The organism is Anabaena sp. UHCC 0187 (genome assembly GCF_009712035.1).
Classification (GTDB): Bacteria; Cyanobacteriota; Cyanobacteriia; order Cyanobacteriales; family Nostocaceae; genus Dolichospermum.
Map to the genome: position 1 here is coordinate 482,469 of NZ_VILB01000011.1, position 20,227 is coordinate 502,695.

Consider the following 20,227-nt stretch of genomic DNA (forward strand, 5'->3'; position numbering starts at 1 on the left):
CAATTAGTTAAATTTTCCATCTACCAAAATATATGACAGAACCACAAGCACGCAGAATGCCACCGCCACCGCCACCATTACCAACAGCAACGGCAACAGGTCCGCTACCAACAGCACAGCGTCAAGGGGTAAATAATTTAGGAATGAATGCAGCACAGTCAACAATGACTGCACCTGTGGGCATAAATCCAGCAGCAGCATCTTCAACTACCCCCACAAATAAAGCTTCAGGACTTACCTTGGCGCAGTTGATCAAAGAAGCATTTGATCAGGGTTACTCTGATGTTCACTTGGGAGTAGGAGAAATACCCCGCTTCCGCAGCCGGGGGGAGATTCAAACTACAAGTTATCCGGAAATTGATAAACCGACTTTTATGAGTTGGTTGCGGGAGATTCTCACAGATGCAGAAATTCAAAGGTTTCAAGAACAACTAGAATTTGATGGGGCGACTCAGTACGAATTTGCCCGTGTGCGGATTAATATCTTTGACTCCCTGCGTGGTTATGCCATGGTACTGCGGTTAATTCCTCTCAAAATTCTGTCTATGGAGCAATTGCGTTTACCACCAGTGTTTCGGGATATTTGTCATAGTCACAAAGGCTTGGTTTTGGTGACAGGGCCAACTGGTTCAGGTAAATCCACAACAATGGCAGCAATGGTTGATTATATCAATCGGGAGATGGCTAAACATATTATTACGATTGAAGATCCAGTAGAATTTGTTCACCAAAGTCGCAAGTCCCTAGTCAAACAACGGGAAGTGGGAATGCACACTTTGAAATTTGATAACGCCTTAAAAGCAGCTTTGCGGGAAGATCCAGATTTGATTCTGGTGGGGGAAATGCGGGATAAGGAAACTGTGAATACTGCACTCAAAGCAGCGCAAACAGGTCACTTGGTGATGGGAACTCTGCACACCAATAGTGCTGTAAAAACTATTGAACGGATTCTCAATTTGTATTCCGGTGCAGAACAAGATGCCATGCGCGTAGCATTGGCGGAATCCTTAGTATGTGTTATTGCTCAAGGTTTATGCCGAACTACAGATGGCAAACGGGCAGCTTTTCATGATGTTCTCATTAATACTGAAGCTGTCAAAGAATGGGTGAAAGACGGTAAGTATGATGAAATTGGAGAGTTAATGAAACAAGCCGGCTTTGATGGCATGGTGACAATGAATCAGTCATTACTCAATCTTTACCAAGAAGGCCGAATTACTGAGGAAACAGCTTTGGAAATGTCGCCAACTCCCAATGAAATGGCGCAATTCCTCCGAGGTCGTGTTTAATGGGTAATGGTAATCACCAATGACCAATGACCAATGACTAAGTTGAATTTAGACAAACTATCTAAGCCTCAGTTGTTCAAAGGTATTGCCTTATTTACGCCTGGAGGAGATTTAATTTATTGTATTGACCCTAGTAAACAAGGACGATGGCATTTACATCTGTGTGCGGCTTTGCAGGAAATCCTCGATTTACCAGAGCCGCCACATTTTTTAGTACCTTGTTATACTGCAACTATTGATCACTGGTTAAATCCTCGAACTCAACAACTTCAAATATTTGCGGAAGCTTATCCCGCAGTAATTCGTCATCAACCTGTGCTAAATGCGATTTTTGGGACGGGGGATTTGGTGTGGCAATCAGCACCTTGGCAGGATGGATTGTGCGATCGCTTGGTATTATCAACTTATCGCACTACGTTTCCTCAACTTTGGGAAGATCATGATTTAATTGTGCGTTTGGATTTGGCTGATTCTCCTTCACAGTACCCGCAACCAGTGGCCAATACACAAGCAGCACTAGAAAATAGCCAAAGTCCCCCAGGCTATGTTTTGCGCTTGTTTGTCGCCGGTCATAGCGCCACTACGGAAAAAATTCTCCAAAACTTGCACGAATCCCTAGAGCGATCGCTAGGATATCCTTATACTCTTAAAGTTGTTGATGTTCTCACAAATCCAGAACAGGCGGAAATTGATCAAGTTTCCGCTACTCCTACTTTAGTTAAGGTTTGGCCGCATCCAATTCGGCGGATGGTTGGTAATTTAGATAATATGGATAAACTTTTACAAATGTTAGCGGGACAGTGAGTCAATTAAAAATTCAGAATTAAAAATTAAAAATGAGGAACTTCTGTAATTATGAATTTTACTTGGTTAGATAGTAATAGTTGGTTGGTGGAAATTGGGGAACAGAGAATACTAATTGACCCTTGGTTAATTGGTGATTTAACCTTTAATAATTTAGATTGGTTATTTAAAGGTTCTCGTTCTCAGGATCGGTCAATACCAGATAATATAAATTTAATTCTCCTTTCTCAAGGCTTAGAAGATCACGCACACCCACCCACCTTAAAGCAACTTGACAAAAATATCCCTGTTGTTGCTTCTCCCAATGCGGTTAAAGTAGTAGAAAAACTGGGTTATCAACAAATCATTAGCCTTAATCATGGCGAAACCTTCACCTTAAATCAACAAGTAGAAATTAAAGCTTTTCCCGGTTCTCCCATTGGACCGACTTTATTAGAAAACGGCTATCTGCTCAAAGATTTAGCAAATAATTCTACATTGTATTATGAACCTCATGGTTATCATTCTCCCCAACTCCAAGAAATAGCACCCATTGACGTAGTAATTACACCAATTATTGATTTGAGTTTACCTGTACTTGGTCCGATTATCAAAGGCATGAATAGCGCCCTAGAAGTGGCAAAATCGGTAAAGCCTCGATTTATGCTTCCTACCGCAGCCGGAGGGGATATTTTGTTTGAGGGATTATTGGTAAAATTCCTCCAAGCTAGGGGAACTGTAGAAGAATTTCAGACATTACTCGAAAAAAACAATTTAACAACCCAGGTAATTGCGCCTAAACCCGGTGAAAAAGTTATGGTTTGAATAATTTAAAATCAATGATAGTTTGAGGATGTTATAATCTGCGATTTAAAGGCTTGATGTAAATATATGTACATCAAGTTTTCTCAATATCTGTGTGATTAACTATGGCAAAAATTCGTGTTTCCCTAGCCTTGAGTATAGCTACCCTCGCCAGTGGTTTCTTATTAGCCGCTTGTGAAAATCCTACTCCCCCATCATCACCTACAGCAAGTAGTCCCGCTTCACCAACAGCTACTACTACAACCAGTGATACCAAAGGATTGAAAATTGGGAGTTTATTACCCACAACTGGTGACTTGGCTTCCATTGGCCAACAAATGGTTGGTTCAGTTCCCTTACTGGTAGACACAGTTAACGCTTGCGGGGGTGTAAATGGTGAAAAAGTCACTTTGATACAAGTAGACGACCAAACAGACCCCAAAGCCGGGGCTGCGGGAATGACTAAATTAGCAACTTTAGATAAAGTCGGTGGTGTTGTCGGTTCTTTTGCTAGTAGTGTGTCTACTGCGGCGGTTTCTGTGGCTGTACCTAATAAGGTTATGATCATTTCTCCTGGTAGCACCAGCCCCGTATTTACTGACAAAGCTAAAAAAGGCGACTTTAAGGGCTTTTGGGCGCGGACTGCTCCCCCTGATACTTACCAAGCATTGGCTTTGGCTCAACTGGCTCGGAAAAAGGGTTTTAAACGCGTTTCCACTGTAGTTATTAACAATGACTATGGTGTGGGTTTTGAAAAAGCATTTGTGGAGACTTTTGAAAAATTAGGTGGAACAGTAGTTAATAAAGATAAGCCTGTTCGCTATGATCCTAAAGCGCAAACATTTGATACAGAAGCAACTGCGGCATTTGCTGGCAAACCAGATGCTGTTTTAGGTGTGTTATATGCAGAAACTGGGAGTTTATTTCTCAAAGCTGCTTATCAGCAAGGTGTCACCAAAGGAGTACAAATTTTACTCACTGACGGTGTAAAATCCCCTACTTTCCCTGATCAAGTCGGTAAAGCTAGTGATGGCAAGTATATTTTATCCGGGGCAATTGGGACAGTTCCTGGTTCTAGTGGTCCAGGTTTGGAAAACTTTAATAAACTTTGGAAAGATAAAAAAGGCGGTTCACCAGGAGAATATGCACCTCAAGCTTGGGACGCTGCGGCCTTATTGGTATTAGCCGCCCAAGCCGCTAAGGAAAATACAGGGGTAGCGATCGCTGGTAAACTGCGGGAAGTAGCCGCTGGTAGTGGTACACCAGTTAGCGATGTCTGTGAAGGATTGAAGCTTCTGAAAGCAGGGAAACAGATTAATTACCAAGGCGCAAGCGGTGATGTAGATGTTGACGCTAACGGTGATGTTATTGGTACTTATGATGTCTGGACTGTGGGCGATGATGGCAAAATCAAGGTAATTGATAAGGTTAGTCCTAAGTAAGCAGAGGAACAGGGGGCAGGGTGCAGCAGGGGGCTGGGAGAAAGAAGTTTCCTATTCCCTATTCTCTCTTAACTGTCACCTGTCCCCGTGGCGTAGCACCTGTCACCTATTCCCTATTTTCTAAAACCCACTGAAGTTATAACCAACACCTAATAAAAGCCCGACATCAGTTTGATTAAAAAACCCAGCGTTGACGGCGGCTGTGGCGGTTAGGCGATTATTTAGGGGTACGTCTATCCCACCAGTTACTAAAAAAGCGGTTTCAGATTGATTACCAGTTTTAATGGCTGCACCTAATCCCACATAAGGAGCTATGGCTAAAGGTTCACTAAATGGATCTGCTGATTTAAAGGAAAAATCGTAAGTGATAGGAGCGAGAATTGTGGTGTCGTTTCCTAAGATTACTGCTGGTCTAACTGATAGAGATTTGGTAACACCAATTTTACTGATGACAGTGAAATTACCATCACCCAAGGCAGAAGAGTTACCTGTTACACCAACGTTCACACCAACGCCAACATAGCTACTACCACCACGAGTTTCTCTAGCTATACCAATGTCGGATTGTGCTACTCGATTGGATGGTTCTGTTTTTTCACTAGCTTCTGTAGAACCAGGATTGAGCATGACTGATGAAGTTTCCACTGTCCCTGGTACAGGTGTGATTGTCCGGCTGGCTATTTCTTCGGTAGCTGTGGTAGATATTGATTCTTGGTTTGTGGGGATGATAATTGTTTCTGGCTCAGTTGTTTGAGCATTGACGGAAATTCCACTACCTAGGATTACCAAAGCCACAATACCTGGTAAGGCCAAAAAGCTTTTACGAAGATTAATATTACTCATGTTCACTCCTCACTAGATTTAAGACTGACACCTATTAGATATCATCTAAGTTAACAAATTTCGTTAATACTCACCATTTAACACGAAAACTAAAAATTTGCATCTTGATTTTGTTGAATTAACCCAAGTTGCTAATTATATATTTTAGGTCGGTAATGGGTAATTGATAAAATCCTTATCCCAGCCTAATTTTAGCAATGCCATTTTTTTTATTGAGGTTTTTGTTAAAATTAATGAAATTTTCGCAGCAAAATACCACTATGGCTTTATACGCAGAATTGCATCGGCATTTAGGTGGTTCAGTCGTACCTCGTGTACTATGGCGATATTTCCAACGTCATAATACTGAGTTAATTTCTCGCTTTGCTGAATATCCAGAATTTGAAGATTTTTACACTCGTCCCCGGAACACCTTAGATGAATATTTAGAACTGCACACCCTAGTTGAAAGTGTGCAAACCGTAGAAACCTTACCCTACTTTATTTACCGCTTATTGCGCGGCGCTTATATTTTTGAGAATTTGGCTTATTTGGAATTACGTTATACTCCCTATTTACGCACTCCTGAACATTTGAGCCAAAATGAGAGAATTGATAAAATGGGGGAAATTGTGGATATTGTCGGTAAATCTAGTCATGTACCCGAATATCCCATTGTTACTCGTCAAATTCTCTGTATGCACTCCCGTTTACCCTTTGAGGTAAATCAGGCAATTATTGATTTAGCGGCACAAAATAAAGAATATGTCTGTGCGATAGATGTGGCAGGTGGCGATCGCTATTATGCTGAACGCATGGAAGAATGGGTCAGTTTATATAATTATGCCCATTCTTTGGGTATTAACACCACAGGGCATCTTTATGAAACCAAGGACGGTTGTTATCCAGAATTGTTACCCTATTTAATGCGAATTGGTCACGGTATCCAAATTCCGCTTTTGTATCCTGAATTACTGCCAGAAATTGCGAGAAGAGGGCAATGTTTAGAGGTTTGTCCGACAACTTACTTAAAAACTGGGACTTTACAGGATATTCGTCAGCTAAAATTAGTTTTTGACCGCTGTTTTGCAGCCGGAGTTGATATTGCCATTTGTACGGATAATGCGGGATTACATAATATGCGTCTCCCGTTTGAATATGAAAATCTTTTGACTTACGACATTATTAATTTTCAACAGTTACAAGCTTGTCAGGATGCAGCTTTTCGTCATGCGTTCGCTTGGCCTCACAGTCAACGTCCAGCATCTTTGTTAACTGGGTTGTTGAGGTAGAAAATAGGTGACAGGTGACAGGTGACAGTTAAGAGAGAATAGGGAATAGGAAACTTCTTTCTCTCTGCTCCCTGCCCCCTGCTCCCCTGCCTCCTTTAAGCTGCTACGCCTTCTGTAGCACCACCAATGGATTTCCAGGCTTCTAAACCACCACCCAGTTCAGCCACGGTGGTAAAACCGAGGAATTGTAAGGTTCTCACAGCTAGGGCTGATTGGCTGTCATTTTCGCCATAAATGTAGATTTGGCGTTCTCTGTGGAGGGATGTTTGGGCGCGAGATTCCAGGTCATTGAGGGGGATAGAAATTGCTCCGGTGATGCGGCTATGATTGTATGTTGAGCGATCGCGCACATCAATAATTGTAAAAGCAGGTTGACCCCATTGGAGACTTGTCCTTAAGTCATTAACATCAGCAACTAAATTAATACTCATAAACTTTTCCCGCGTCTAATCTAATCAGAAATCTACCAAATATCCCCTCTTAATTTGTATTTCTTTAGAATGACAGCAGATTTGAGAAATAATAATTTTGTAATCATAATATTGTAAGCTAATTGTCTGAATGTACAGACAATTTTTAATTTTTAATTTGTAATTATTCATAATGACATCTACTATTCAAGCTTTACCAACAGAGGTTGTATATCTAATTACGGCAGGAGAGGTAATTGACTCTTTAATGGCTGTTGTCAGGGAGTTGGTGGAAAATTCTCTAGATGCTGGAGCAACGCGCATTGTAGTTTCTTTATGGCCGCAATTGTGGCGAGTTCGTGTGGCTGATAATGGTTGCGGGATGAACTTGGATGATTTGCAACAAGCCGCAACTGCACACAGTACCAGTAAAATTCATTCTAGTGCAGATTTGTGGAAAATTAGCAGTTTGGGGTTTCGTGGTGAGGCGTTACATAGTTTAACAACTTTGGCAAATGTAGAAGTTTTAAGTCGTCCTTTGGGGGGAAGTGAAGGCTGGCGAATTAATTACAATAATGAAGGAGAAGTAGCAGAAGTAGACTTTGCTGCCATTGCACCTGGTACTGTAGTAACTGTTAATAATTTATTTGCTAATTGTGAAAACCGTCGTCAAGGTTTACCAGCAACAAATCAACAATTGAAAGCTGTACAAGGGATAATTCAACAAATAGCTTTATGTCATCCTCATGTTAATTATCAAGTTTGGCAAAATGACAAAGAATGGTTTACGATTTGTCCCGCACCAACTGTAGGAAAACTAATTCCCCAAATCCTCCCCCAAGTACGACAAGGTGATTTACAAGAAGTGAATGTAGAAATCCCAAACTTGGAAAATTCATCTTTGCATTTAGTGATAGGATTACCCGATAGATGTCATCGTCATCGTCCTGATTGGGTGAAGGTGGCAATTAATGGCAGAATGATTAAAACACCGGAATTAGAACAAACTATTCTTTCGGCTTTTCATAAAACATTACCACGCGATCGCTATCCTGTTTGTTTTTTACATTTGACTATTTCTCCTGAACAAATTAACTGGAATCGTAACCCAGCTAAAACAGAAATTTATCTGAATGAACTACCTTTTTGGCAAGAACAAATTACCGAAGCTATTAATAAATCACTGCGGATTTCGGAAACTAATATTAAAGAATCAGTTCACACCACCAGAGTTAGTAATTTATTAAAAGTCGCCGAATCCAAAGGTGAATATAACTTTAATTCTTCCAGTTCCCAAAATTCCCCAAGTAGTGAAAATCAAAACTATTTAAAAGCTGTTGCTCAAGTAAGTAATACTTATATTGTGGCTGAACATTCTGGGGGAATGTGGTTAGTAGAACAACATATTGCCCATGAACGAGTATTATATGAAAAGTTATGTGATAACTGGCAATTAGTACCTGTAGAAACTCCAATTATTATTTATCAATTATCACCAGCACAGGTTTCCCAATTACAACGGATTGGTCTAGATATTGAACCATTTGGTGATAAACTTTGGGCAGTGCGTAACATACCAGCTATATTAAAACAACGGGAAGATTGTGCTGAGGCAATTTTAGAATTAAGTTGGGGAGGAGATTTACAAACTGCTCAAGTTGCTGTTGCTTGTCGGAGTGCAATTCGCAATGGCACAAAAATGAGTTTACCAGAAATGCAGACTTTATTAGATAATTGGCAACAGACCCGTAACCCGCGTACCTGTCCCCATGGTAGACCAATTTATTTATCTTTGGAAGAATCGGCATTGGCACGGTTTTTTCGACGGAATTGGGTAATTGGCAAAAGTCATGGAATTTAAAGTATCTTTAGAGGGTGTTTGAAAATAACTATTTTGGTATACGATTTTTTATTTGTGAGAAATGTGGGTGAGGAATAAGGGGTAATTGAATGCGGGCTTTTGTCACTGGTGGTACGGGGTTTATTGGTTCTCATGTCGTGCGGTTGCTGCTACAGGAAGGCTACAAAGTTACAGCTTTAGTCCGTTCTAGTAGTAACCTGGGAAATTTACAGGGTTTGGCTGTAGATATTGTTAAAGGCGATTTAAATAACCCAAATATCTGGGAACAGATGCAGGGTTGTCAATATTTGTTTCATGTTGCTGCCCATTATTCTCTGTGGCAAAAAGACCGAGAATTGCTTTATCTTGATAATGTGGAAGGTACGCGCAATATTTTAGCAGCGGCTGAAAAAGCGGGAATTGAAAGGACAGTTTATACCAGTTCTGTTGCTGCTATTGGTGTCGGTAAATCAGGGGAAATTGTGAATGAAACCCATCAAAGTCCGGTAGCAAAATTAGTAGGAGACTACAAAAAATCTAAATTTTTGGCTGAACAAGTTGCAATAGAAGCTGCAAAAAAAGGACAGGATATTGTGATTGTTAATCCTAGTAGTCCCATTGGTCCCTTAGATATTAAACCGACACCCACAGGGGACATTATTCTGCGGTTTTTGCGGCGACAAATGCCAGCTTATGTGGATACGGGGTTAAATTTTATTGATGTGCGAGATGTAGCTTGGGGACATTTATTAGGATTACAAAAAGGCCAGTCAGGCGATCGCTATATTCTCGGTAATCAAAATCTTAGTCTCAAACAACTTCTAGAACAACTTTCCCACATCACCAATTTACCCGCACCGCAAACATCTATACCAGCTTGGATACCCCTAACTGTAGCTTGGGTAGATGAAAAAATTCTTGCACCTCTAGGAAAAACCCCCACCGTTCCCATAGATGGTGTCCGCATGGCACAGCAACCAATGTATTATGATGCTTCTAAGGCTATCCGCGAATTAGGTTTACCTCAGTCCCCTCTGAATATAGCCCTCAAGGATGCTGTAGATTGGTTTGTGTCTAATGGTTATGTCTAATGAAAAACCTCTCCCCTAACCCCTCTCCTACAAGGAGAGGGGAAATAAGCCCCCTTCCATCTTAGGGAAGGGGGTTGGGGGTTAGGTCTTTAAGTAAGTGGTGTAATTAATCGAGGAGTGTTAGTTTCATGGCAATTAATTTACAACAAGCAATTGATATTGGTAAGTATCTAGTAACTCAACGTCTATTAGGACGGAAACGCTTTCCCCTGGTCTTGATGTTAGAACCGCTGTTTCGGTGTAATTTAGCTTGTACTGGTTGCGGTAAAATCCAGCATCCAGTGGAAATACTCAAGCAAAATCTTACCCCAGAACAGTGTTTTGCGGCGGTGGAAGAATGCGGCGCACCAGTTGTTTCTATTCCTGGTGGAGAACCTTTATTACATCCCCAAATAGGTGAAATTGTTGAGGGTTTAATTAAACGCAAGAAATATATTTACTTGTGTACTAATGGTTTATTACTAGAAAAGAGTCTTGATAAGTTTAAACCTTCTCCCTATCTAACTTTTAGCGTCCATTTAGATGGAATGCGAGAATGGCATGATAAATGTGTAGACAGAAAAGGCGTTTTTGATACTGCTGTTCAAGCAATTCGCGCAGCTAAAGCTAAGGGTTTTCGTGTCGCTACTAACACTACTATTTTTGAAGGTTGTGATATTCAAGAAATGCAGGGATTTTTTGATTTTCTGGAAACCTTGGGTACTGACGGGATGATGATTTCTCCTGGTTATAGTTACGAATGGGCCCCAGATCAAGATCATTTTCTGCAAAAAGAACAAACCCGCGCTTTATTTAGAGAAATTCTCTCACCTTACACATCTGGTAAGAAGAATTGGAACTTTAATCACAATCCTTTATTCTTAGATTTTCTCATTGGTGAGAAAGACTATGAATGCACTCCTTGGGGTAGTCCTAGTTACAGTGTTCTCGGCTGGCAAAAACCTTGCTATCTGTTGAATGAGGGTTACTATGCAACCTTCAAAGAGTTGTTGGATAAGACTGATTGGAGTCAATATGGCGGCGCTAGTGGTAATCCTAAATGTGCTGATTGTATGGTTCATTGTGGTTATGAACCAACAGCAGCAATGGATGCTATGCAGCCGAAAAATATTGCTCGTTCTCTAACTACTGTGTTTGGGAAGTAATCGTCTGAATCAGGATACTCAGGATTAAAGGATGTACAGGATTAAATAGTAGTTAAGTGGTATTTAATCTTATTAATCTTCAAATCTAGAAATTCCTGATTCTGATGGTAAAAATATCTGATAGCGAAGCGTGGCGTAGCCATATCAGGATAAAATAATTGTCAGATTAATCATTTTTTCCTTCTGAAAATTCCTATAGTATTTCTCAAATTCTTGATTCTGATTTTTTAGTTAATCAAGAATAAAGTAAAATACTGATTTCCTAATCAAGTTAATAAGTCTTGATTAGCTTGATAAAGTTCTTGAACTATTGTTAGCATATCAAATATTAAAAGATTCCAATTATCAATTGATTTAGGTATTAAATTATTAGTTTGCTTTGGACGCAAATGAACAATTTGATTTCTGAGGTTACACAAATACTTACTAGGACTATAATTTTGTTTATCAGCATATTGATAATTTATATTTATTGAGTCCAGTAGCTTTTTTAAAGAATCTTCTAATTTAGGTTCTAATTTCGTAGTTTCATAAAAATCACTATAGAAATCTTGGACAGATTTGCCTGTCAATGTCAATTTATCATATTTAAAGCCCAATTTATCATAAAAATCTTTTAAAAAATAGAGAGGTTGTAATCCTTCTATGCACCTATACAAATCCAAATAAGCAAATTTAAAATCAGAGGCTACATAACTCGCTAAAATATTTTCAAAAGGAATATATTTATTCCCATTTTCAAAGGTACTTTTAAACTCTTGCAATAGTTCCACACTATATGGTAGCAAACAATAACTATTGTTTTCGGTTAAAGCAATGCCTGTCATTTGATTTAATTCTTCTTTTTGAGTAAATCTGTCAATTATTTTATATAAAGCAATTCTTGGAAAGAAATCTTTTAGCGTATATCCATTAATTTCTTCCTCAATATTGACTGATTTAAGTTCTTCTCCATTTCTAGTTTTCTTAGTTTCCCATTCGTTATCCAAAATTTCTTCTAATATTGATATATCCGCATCTTTTTTAATAGATAAGTCTAATTCATCAATAATGACTATCCAAGCACCCGAATTAAGAGTTTCTTCTTGCAAAAAACTGGGAAATTGAGATGAAAATTCATGATTGATTAATACTAAATAATGAAAATTTCGATAAGTCAGCCAAGCACTATAAAAATTAGGAAATAACCGTATTATATTATCAATATTTAGAAATTTCAACCAGTCCATACAAGTTGAATCACCATGAATAGTATAAGTTTCCTTTGTATCAATAACATTTGATATTTTTTCTACGACTCTTTTGATTGATATTATAATATTTCTGCTCATAGTTTTAGTACATTTTATTCCAACAAACAGCAAAAGAGTCAATTTCAGGTTCAGAAAAGATCACTTTAAACCCATCTAAAAAAGCTTGTCTATGTTTTTCTTTGGGAATAGAACGTAAGTTTTCTTTTAAAATATCCAAGGCAAGAAAGTTATAGTTTTGCTCAAGACTCTGACAAACTATCTGAGATTTAAGTCTATGTAGTTTTAATCGTATATCGTGAAAATTACTCTCTATTTGTGAATAGTCTTTTTCAAGATTACTTCCTAATAAACCAAAGGTTTTTTCGGCACAAGCTACCATAAAACCAACTCTTGCAGTTTGATTATTAAAAACATAGCGGTCTTCAATTCCTTCAAGTAATTGGTCAATTTCAGTCATCAATATAAATATTTCTTCAAATTTACCAATAGTGTGTACTGATTTCTCCCTAATTAAACTCATAATATCTAAAGCTGCATGATATTCAGCTAATTGTTGTTTTTTGTTAATTCTGACTTTTCTAGAAGTAAATGCCAAAAATAACTCGACAATTTCTGACTGTTTATATATTTTTTCAGAAATTAAATTCTCTAAATAGGGAATACGATATTTTAAATTCTGCACAATCGGTTTAAAAACTACTTCTAATTGTTTATCAATTCCCCAAGGAATTTGACCAGAATTGAGTACCAACATTCTATATAATAAAGCATCTTCATCTGGAGCAAACCAAAACTCAACCCTCAAATTCTGAGCAATTTCTTTTTGAAGCATAGCATCTTTTAAGGCTTGTATTCTTTGCATTCCATCTAAAATACTAATTTTTTGTTTATTTTGAATTAAATTAAAAAAATTATGTTGATCTATATCTTCATAACAAATAATTCCTAATACTATAGGAGGTAGTATTCCACCCTCTTTCAAATCTTCCAGCATTTGATTACGAATAATTTTAGCAGACCTAGTTTGCAAAACTTCTCTCTGCTCATCAAGGTTGCCTTTTTCTTCATGAATAGGTTTAACAAATTCTATAAAATCAGGAATGCTAACTACTGTAAGAACAGAGTAGCAATTAAGATTTGTATCTTCTTGAATATCAATTATTTTGAATTTCATAGATAAATCCATATTTTGTGGTACTCAAATTATATCTTACCAGTTTATTGACTTACAACTTACCATCACTTGTTATAGTTACTTTTATTCCTAATGCTCTCATAAAATCTCTAACTTTATTTCATCCTGCATTTAAATCCATCATCATCTCGTAAGTTGCCACACTAAATCCATTATCTTCAAATAGCTTTTTAGCAAATTCGTTTTGTGCTGCAACTTGAAGGATCAATATTTGTGAACCTAACTGTTTTGCGGCATCTATAGAAGCATCTAACAGCAATTTTCCTGCTCCCCATCCCCGCACCGATTCATCAATATAAATGTCATGAAGCCATGCTGAAGCTGGTGCAATATCAACCAAACTGCTTTCTTCTAACCGTGTAAATGAGTAACCAACAATTTCATTTTCGACTTCGACAACCAAAACAACTGCTTGGGGATTAACAATCTCTTCGGCAAAAAAATCAAAAAGCTGTTGTTCATGATTGGCAAATTCAACAAACCTCAAGGGATTAAAATTTTGATGTTGATGAACAAGTTTGATAGCGTACTTAATCACGCCTTGATGATCATTTATGGTGGCTTTTCTAATTGTAATATTTGGCTTTTTCATTTTTCTCCTCCGTTTCCAAAAAATACGCCTCGTTTTTTGACACCAGTATGCGGAAAATAGTTGCCAAAATACTTGGCAAATAAAAAATCATCTGCTATATTGAACTCATACCCAAAAACCTAATCCCCTAATCCCCTGTCCCTACGGGGATGTAGAGACGTTCCTCGGAGCGTCTCTACTCTTTTGTAGTGATATTGCAGGAGTTGAGGAGAAAGAAAAAATTCTTGCCTATATTTCCTATATCTTCAATCAGTTCCTAGCTAATCAGCATTAAGAATTTTGGGAACTCGGAAAAAATCACCTTCCTGTTGAGGCGCACTGCTGAGGATTGCTTCTCTGTCAGGGCAGGGTTGAAGAATATCTTCTCTGGTGACATTGCTAACATCAATAGCTCTGGTTGTCGGTATTACATTGGTGACATCCAGTTGATTTAGTTGTTCTATATAATCCAGAATACTACCCAATTGAGTAGTAAATTGTACTTCTTCATCTGCTGTCAATTCTAAACGAGCGAGATTAGCAACTTTACGAACTTGTTCACTATCAATCATAATTTGTCAGTTGTCAGTTGTCAGTTGTTAGTTGTCATTTGTCAGTTGTTAGGCAAAATTGTACAACCGACAAATGATTAATTTAAAAGAATACGTCAATTTGCGATCGCCCGGTGGTTTTGATCCAGTTTTGAGCTTCAATATAATTATTGGGAGCCATGCGAATTGCTCTAATCCAATAATCCGATGCTTGATCAAATAATGCTTCACCACCATCATGATCTCCGGCTTCCTTAGCCTTCTCACCTTGAAAATGATATATTACCGCAATATTATTCAAGGCTTGGGGTAATTGGGGATTTAACTCAATGGCTTGATGATAATACTCTAAAGCCTTATTATGATCACCATTACTGGCATAAATTAAGCCCATATTATAGAGAATATAACTCCGATCATTGGAGTCTTCTTCCATTTCCAGGGCTTCTACATAGTAATCTAGGGCTTCGGCATATTCACCTTCTGCCTGTGCGGACATCCCATCTCGGTAGTAAACAAATGCTTCTTTAGCTTTTCGGTTGGTTGGCAATATCTTGAGAATGATATCCGCCATTACGGTAAAGGATTTGTCAACAAAGTTATCGTTTTTCTGTGTTCTTGGCATATTCGCCTCTATGGTTGCTCAAATGAAGCAGGATGATACATTTACGCGATATTTAACCCGGATGTTACCGGATAAAATAACGATAGCACTATCACCTGCATCGGTAACAGTGGCAGTATCACACCAAGCTTTTAGGAAAATCCCAAAAGCACTATTAAAATCCTATGGAATGGAATATCCACATTCAAAATTTGGGTTAATTAATTAACTCATCAAATCTTGAAACATGGCGGTACTTAAATAGCGTTCACCAAAAGAAGGTTGAATCATTACTATTAATTTACCAGCATTTTCTGGGCGTTTACCGACTTCAATAGCAGCAGCTAAAGCCGCACCTGAAGATATTCCTGATAATAACCCTTCTTCTCTAGCTAATCTCCGTCCATATTCCATTGCGGCTGCGTCTTCAACTTGTACTACTTCATCAATTAAGTCTTGACGCAAAACATCAGGAATAAACCCCGCACCAATACCTTGAATTTTGTGAGAACCTGCCTTACCACCCGATAGAATCGGACTATTACTAGGTTCTACGGCAATTACTTGAAAACTCGGTTTCCGTTCTTTAATGACCTCAGCAATACCAGTAATTGTGCCGCCAGTTCCGACCCCAGAAATTAAGATATCAACTTCTCCGTCAGTATCTTCCCAAATTTCCTCAGCGGTGGTTTCTCGGTGAATTTTTGGATTGGCTGAGTTAGCAAATTGCTGCAACATAAAAGCATTGGGAGTATTGGCAACAATTTCCTCCGCTTTGTTAATTGCTCCCCGCATTCCTTGAGTACCGGGTGTTAATTCCAAACTAGCACCATAAGCCCGCAACATGGCGCGTCTTTCTTGGCTCATGGTTTCCGGCATGGTTAAAATTAATTGATAGCCACGGGCGGCTGCTACCATTGCTAAGGCGATACCTGTATTACCAGATGTGGGTTCGACTAAAATGGTTTTACCCGGTGAAATTAAACCTTCGGCTTCAGCGGAAAGAATCATGCTTACGCCAATTCTATCTTTTACAGAGGCCGCAGGATTCATGCTTTCTAATTTGACAACTATTCTAGCTACCACTCCCTCGGCTTGGGGAATTTTATTTAACTGAATTAATGGAGTTTTCCCAATAAGTTCTGTTACGTCTTTAGCAATTCGCATTTATTCACTCCTAAAATTTATATATTAATCTATTTTGGTTACGTATTTATCTGATTAATTTTTATATCAGCCATAGCTATTCTACCACAATCTCTGTCTATTGCCAGCACAAAATTTTACCAATTGTTAATACCTTCGCCAAATTGAAAAAAGTCTTGATTCGTAGGTTGGGTTGACGCAAGGAAACCCAACAACTCTTACTATCTTACCGCCAATGTTGGGTTGCGCTGTCGCTTAACCCAACCTACAAAAATGGTGAAGGTATTGATTGTTGAAAACAATACTATTCTAATTTCCTTAGAATATCTTAATTTTGTTTCTGAGTTATTCAAGATATCTTAGGTCTAGCCTTGTCATGAGATCCTGTGATTTGAGTACAGTTTGTACTTGTGAATCTTACTTTCAAAATATCTCAAACCAATAGCCCATCTTAGTTTGAGTTTGAGTACAAAATCCCCCGTCCCCTCCCTCAAAAATGCTAGTACCCCACTCAAAAAATACTAGCACCCCTACACCAAATATTTTTTTATATGCTTGCACAGTCAGGATTACAGGCTGTGAGTATTGTCGTAATCATCTTAATAATATTAATTGGCATCGCTTAAAGCTGGGACTAGAAAGGCAACTGATATAAACGATATAGGATTTACGCAGAGATTCCCCTCTACCCCCCGAAGTTCCTAAGATGAAAGTCTGACGAATCAGGGGGGACTTCTTAACTCCTATATCTCTCAAGATTTATCTAAATACTATCTGTATTACTCCATACGGAAAGGACATAATTTTGTTTTTGAGTAGATTTTGATAAGCATATTTTGAATAACAAAAAGGTGCAAAAATCAATCTAATAGAAATTTTATTTCTATCTAGGTAATCTATACCTGGCAATGGAGAATAAATATGAAAGTCAAACTTTTAAATGTGCTGACCGTAAGTTTGGTAACTTTAGCATTGATTTCTCCAGGGGTAGTAGTATTTGCTATAGTTTGGGGACAACATAGAGAGTTCGTTAAAACACAGAATTTATCCTGTGAATTGCCGAAAATAAAGATAGCATCTCCTCAATTAGTTCCCCAAACACAGATTATCAATACTCAGCCATCTTTAGTCAAGGTTAAATTATCTGACAATAATTTTCTACATCAACTAAAAATTGCGGCAAAAAAATATAAATTAGCGACAATTTTGCAATGGTTATTTTTAGTGACACCGATTTGTATTGGTGTAGGAATTATCGCTTATGACAGGTATCTTGTCTACCGGGCTGCTGTATTAAAAGAACATATTGCCATGTTGGAAAGAATGTGGCAACAAAGCATCGAACAGTAATTTTGCAAATTAATCATTCACCATAAACTAAATTATCATGACAGACGAACGCCAAACACAGTATTTTAATTTAATTGATGAACTTCTCCAATGTCCTAATGGTCAAGAACCAGAAGTTTTGGAAGCACAACCGGAATTAATTGATTCTGGTTTAGTTCAAGCAATGTTACAAGTAGCCACAATGTTTGCCCATCAAGGTAATCAAGATGGAGCGCAATTTCTATTTTTTGTTGCTAAACAATTAGCAAAGGAATTAGGTTTATATCCTGAAGTTTCTAATCAAGTTGTCACTCAGGAGTAATAATGCTATTGACTTCAACTGATGCTGGAAAAATATCATTAGAATTTCTTTTGGCAGATTGGAATATTGCTGATGACTATAGAGATTGGTTTACAGTGTGCAATTCTCGATTAATGGGTGAGAGTTGGTACATTGTAGAATTGGGTGTAGAGGGATTACCTGATAGATGGTTTATGCAGGTTTATGACACAGGAGTCTGTGACCCTAACTATACTTTTATTTCGCCAATTTCTGGTGCAGAAGGATATACCGATTTGAAAAGTCTACCAGATATTATTGCTGATGTTTTAGTAGCAGAACGTAATTCTCGATAAAAACTTGAAATCTTTAGATCCCCGACTTCTTAAAGAAGTCGGGGATCTGGTATTTTATTATTAATTTTGTCAGGTTTAAATGACAATTATATGTTATACTAAATAGAGTTATGGAAGCTACAGAAGAATCAGTCAAATGATTACTGAAGACATCCTAGCCCAAGAATTTATTAGAGTCGTAAATGACTATTATCCAGCCGTGGGAGAACTCTTAGAAGGCTGTCATGTGAAAGTTATCACTTGCTTTTGGGGACGACCTGCAAAACGGTTTCGATATATAGGAATTTATTGTCGAGAAGACATAATGCCCTGTATTCAAGCCAAAAAAGAAATCCTCAGAGACTTAGCCGAAAATATGGGTTTAATTCAAGTAGTTTGTCTCAATGCTAAACGATTGCTACGTGACCCTATGTCGAAGTTAAAACAGTCTGAACCTCGATTATGGTTGGAGTTGCAATTAATGGCAGCCTAATCTAATATTTGGTCAACAATGAAAACAGGACTTTTCTGCAATTACGAAAATCATCACCAAGATGCTAGACGGACTATCTTTGAGCAAGTTTTATTGGTAAAAGAGGCTGAAAGTTTAGGTTTTGAAGAAGCTTGGGTAACAGAACATCATTTTAATGAGTTCAATCTTAGTTCTTCAATTCTGTTGTTATTGGCGCATTTAGCAGGTGTGACTTCGCAAATTCGTCTAGGAACTGCGGCTGTGTTATTGCCATTTCACCAACCAATTCGCGTAGCTGAAGATATTGCTACTTTGGACAATCTTTGTAGTGGGAGGCTGGCTTTTGGAGTTGCTAAAGGTGGACCATTTCCGCAGCAAAATAAACATTTTGGGGTGACAACTCAGGAATCTCGTACCAGAATGTTAGAGTCAGTAGCATTGATTCAAAAGCTTTTATATGAAACTGACGTATCATTTAATGGCGAATATTATCAATGTGAAAATCTCACAATTCATCCCCAACCATTGCAAAAACCAATTCCCATATATGTTGCTACGGGTGATGATGAAGCAATTGAATTTGCTGCTAAAAATTCCTTTGGAATCATGGGTGGTCCACCTTTTTCTTTAGAAAGACTGAAGAAGACAGTCAATAAATATCGGGAATTTAATTCCAGTGGTGCTGATAAGTTCCTGTTAGCCCGGTTCTTTTTTGTAGGTAAAACTCATGATGAAGCGGTAAATGAAGCATTGCCTTTTATTCGCCACTTCAGTAAAGAAATGACAGCTAACTCGACTCAAGTAATGCAGAAAAGTCCTCAACAACCAGCATTTGATCGGACAAATATTTGTTTTGATGAAGACTATTTGATTGAGAATTCAATTATCGGTGATGTTAACGGTTGTCGTGACAAAATCAAGAAATTTCAGGACGAATTAGATCTCAGCACACTAGCGTTAAAACCCTCATCTTTTTCTTTGCAAAAAAATCGAGAAAGTTTGCAACGCTACAATCAAGAGGTGCGGAATTATGTCTAAACTTTCTTTACTTCCTCCCGATGATTTACCTCCTACTAAGGTAACAAAAGAGGATGGAATTCTTCATTTGGAGTTAGAACAGTCTATTGGTAGATGCTTTTTCTATGCGTGCGATCGCATTACTCAAGTATTACTATCTAATTGTCAGTGGTACATGACTACAAATAACACTACTTTGATGTTAATTGTAGACTGTCCCGATATAGTTGCTTATTGGCATATAGTCAGCAATATTCCCCAATTGGGAAATAGACTGGAAAGATTTACTAAAAATGCCAAAATTCGCGTTTATCCTCCCTTTGGCAAAGGATCACCTTTTGAAATTGGAGTAACCGAAATTTCAGCCTATCGAGATTGGTTGTAAATCCTAAATTATATTTTAATCACTAAAATCACCAGATACCCAACTTCTTTAAGTAGTCGGGTATCTATCTTCTATCTGGCGTTGCTTATTAAGGGTATGAATTTTAGTCTCACGCAAAGGCGCAAAGGCGCAAAGGTAAGAGTTTTAAAGGTTCAATTTGGGAATTTCATA

The 20,227-nt window shown here is 38.1% G+C and carries 22 protein-coding genes; 14 read left to right on the forward strand and 8 right to left on the reverse strand.

Annotation, left to right across the window (positions count from 1 at the left end):
- Positions 1-32 precede the first annotated feature (32 nt).
- The 4 genes from FJR11_RS11310 to FJR11_RS11325 all read left to right on the forward strand — a co-directional run bounded on the left by FJR11_RS11310 (position 33) and on the right by FJR11_RS11325 (position 4,318).
- Positions 33-1,289: a type IV pilus twitching motility protein PilT gene (locus tag FJR11_RS11310; protein ID WP_168503769.1), complete on the forward strand. Its 1,257-nt coding sequence runs from the start codon at positions 33-35 to the stop codon at positions 1,287-1,289.
- Between the two features lie 33 nt (positions 1,290-1,322).
- Entirely contained in the window at positions 1,323-2,093 is a 771-nt protein-coding gene (locus FJR11_RS11315) for a circadian clock KaiB family protein (protein ID WP_168503770.1), read from the forward strand.
- Positions 2,094-2,144: 51 nt separating this feature from the next.
- A complete protein-coding gene (locus FJR11_RS11320) occupies positions 2,145-2,897 on the forward strand; it encodes an MBL fold metallo-hydrolase (protein WP_168503771.1) in 753 nt (250 codons plus the stop codon).
- Positions 2,898-3,001: 104 nt separating this feature from the next.
- The gene (locus FJR11_RS11325; RefSeq protein WP_168503772.1) at positions 3,002-4,318 is read left to right on the forward strand and encodes an ABC transporter substrate-binding protein; all 1,317 of its coding nucleotides are present in this window, start codon (positions 3,002-3,004) and stop codon (positions 4,316-4,318) included.
- A 120-nt stretch (positions 4,319-4,438) separates the two neighbouring features.
- Here FJR11_RS11325 and FJR11_RS11330 read toward each other — a convergent pair whose 3' ends face one another.
- Positions 4,439-5,161, reverse strand: a complete 723-nt coding sequence (locus tag FJR11_RS11330) for a hypothetical protein (protein WP_168503773.1) — start codon at positions 5,159-5,161, stop codon at positions 4,439-4,441.
- A 260-nt stretch (positions 5,162-5,421) separates the two neighbouring features.
- Between FJR11_RS11330 and FJR11_RS11335 the strand changes: the two genes are divergently transcribed.
- Positions 5,422-6,432, forward strand: coding sequence for an adenosine deaminase (locus FJR11_RS11335; RefSeq protein WP_168503774.1), 1,011 nt, complete (start codon positions 5,422-5,424; stop codon positions 6,430-6,432).
- A 95-nt stretch (positions 6,433-6,527) separates the two neighbouring features.
- Here the strand turns inward: FJR11_RS11335 and FJR11_RS11340 are convergent, their stop codons facing one another.
- A complete protein-coding gene (locus FJR11_RS11340; RefSeq protein WP_168503775.1) occupies positions 6,528-6,863 on the reverse strand; it encodes a rhodanese-like domain-containing protein in 336 nt (111 codons plus the stop codon).
- Between the two features lie 172 nt (positions 6,864-7,035).
- On the opposite strand from FJR11_RS11340, the gene mutL reads away from it, so the two are divergent.
- From mutL to hpnH, 3 genes are all read left to right on the forward strand, one after another.
- Positions 7,036-8,703, forward strand: coding sequence for a DNA mismatch repair endonuclease MutL (mutL, locus tag FJR11_RS11345; protein ID WP_168503776.1), 1,668 nt, complete (start codon positions 7,036-7,038; stop codon positions 8,701-8,703).
- 89 nt (positions 8,704-8,792) lie between these two features.
- Complete coding sequence (hpnA, locus tag FJR11_RS11350) at positions 8,793-9,773, forward strand: hopanoid-associated sugar epimerase (RefSeq protein WP_168503777.1); 981 nt, start codon at positions 8,793-8,795, stop codon at positions 9,771-9,773.
- Positions 9,774-9,901: 128 nt separating this feature from the next.
- Positions 9,902-10,918, forward strand: coding sequence for an adenosyl-hopene transferase HpnH (gene hpnH / locus FJR11_RS11355; protein ID WP_168503778.1), 1,017 nt, complete (start codon positions 9,902-9,904; stop codon positions 10,916-10,918).
- 266 nt (positions 10,919-11,184) lie between these two features.
- On the opposite strand, the gene FJR11_RS11360 is transcribed toward hpnH, so the two are convergent.
- The 6 genes from FJR11_RS11360 to cysK form a co-directional block, all read right to left on the reverse strand.
- The gene (locus FJR11_RS11360; RefSeq protein ID WP_174763006.1) at positions 11,185-12,249 is read right to left on the reverse strand and encodes a hypothetical protein; all 1,065 of its coding nucleotides are present in this window, start codon (positions 12,247-12,249) and stop codon (positions 11,185-11,187) included.
- Positions 12,250-12,253: 4 nt separating this feature from the next.
- A complete protein-coding gene (locus FJR11_RS11365; RefSeq protein ID WP_254444739.1) occupies positions 12,254-13,357 on the reverse strand; it encodes a hypothetical protein in 1,104 nt (367 codons plus the stop codon).
- A 109-nt stretch (positions 13,358-13,466) separates the two neighbouring features.
- Entirely contained in the window at positions 13,467-13,958 is a 492-nt protein-coding gene (locus FJR11_RS11370) for an N-acetyltransferase (RefSeq protein ID WP_168503779.1), read from the reverse strand.
- 260 nt (positions 13,959-14,218) lie between these two features.
- Positions 14,219-14,509 (reverse strand): Asp-tRNA(Asn)/Glu-tRNA(Gln) amidotransferase subunit GatC, encoded by a 291-nt coding sequence (gatC, locus tag FJR11_RS11375; protein WP_168503780.1) that lies wholly within the window; start codon positions 14,507-14,509, stop codon positions 14,219-14,221.
- Between the two features lie 82 nt (positions 14,510-14,591).
- Positions 14,592-15,113 (reverse strand): photosystem I assembly protein Ycf3, encoded by a 522-nt coding sequence (locus tag FJR11_RS11380; protein WP_168503781.1) that lies wholly within the window; start codon positions 15,111-15,113, stop codon positions 14,592-14,594.
- Between the two features lie 204 nt (positions 15,114-15,317).
- A complete protein-coding gene (gene cysK, locus FJR11_RS11385; protein WP_168503782.1) occupies positions 15,318-16,259 on the reverse strand; it encodes a cysteine synthase A in 942 nt (313 codons plus the stop codon).
- A 900-nt stretch (positions 16,260-17,159) separates the two neighbouring features.
- Here cysK and FJR11_RS11390 point away from each other — a divergent pair.
- The 6 genes from FJR11_RS11390 (at position 17,160) to FJR11_RS11415 (ending at position 20,056) form a co-directional block, all read left to right on the forward strand.
- Positions 17,160-17,588, forward strand: coding sequence for a hypothetical protein (locus FJR11_RS11390; RefSeq protein WP_168503783.1), 429 nt, complete (start codon positions 17,160-17,162; stop codon positions 17,586-17,588).
- A gap of 37 nt (positions 17,589-17,625) precedes the next feature.
- On the forward strand, positions 17,626-17,889 hold the full coding sequence (locus FJR11_RS11395; RefSeq protein WP_015079389.1) for a hypothetical protein: 264 nt from the start codon (positions 17,626-17,628) through the stop codon (positions 17,887-17,889).
- A 2-nt stretch (positions 17,890-17,891) separates the two neighbouring features.
- On the forward strand, positions 17,892-18,203 hold the full coding sequence (locus tag FJR11_RS11400) for a hypothetical protein (RefSeq protein ID WP_168503784.1): 312 nt from the start codon (positions 17,892-17,894) through the stop codon (positions 18,201-18,203).
- 136 nt (positions 18,204-18,339) lie between these two features.
- Positions 18,340-18,675 carry a hypothetical protein gene (locus FJR11_RS11405; protein WP_168503785.1) on the forward strand — a complete coding sequence of 112 codons (336 nt, stop codon included), beginning with the start codon at positions 18,340-18,342 and terminating at the stop codon, positions 18,673-18,675.
- A gap of 18 nt (positions 18,676-18,693) precedes the next feature.
- Positions 18,694-19,692: an LLM class flavin-dependent oxidoreductase gene (locus FJR11_RS11410; RefSeq protein ID WP_168503786.1), complete on the forward strand. Its 999-nt coding sequence runs from the start codon at positions 18,694-18,696 to the stop codon at positions 19,690-19,692.
- Positions 19,685-20,056, forward strand: a complete 372-nt coding sequence (locus FJR11_RS11415) for a hypothetical protein (RefSeq protein WP_015079393.1) — start codon at positions 19,685-19,687, stop codon at positions 20,054-20,056. Before FJR11_RS11410 ends, FJR11_RS11415 begins: the two co-directional genes overlap by 8 nt.
- Positions 20,057-20,227 lie beyond the last annotated feature (171 nt).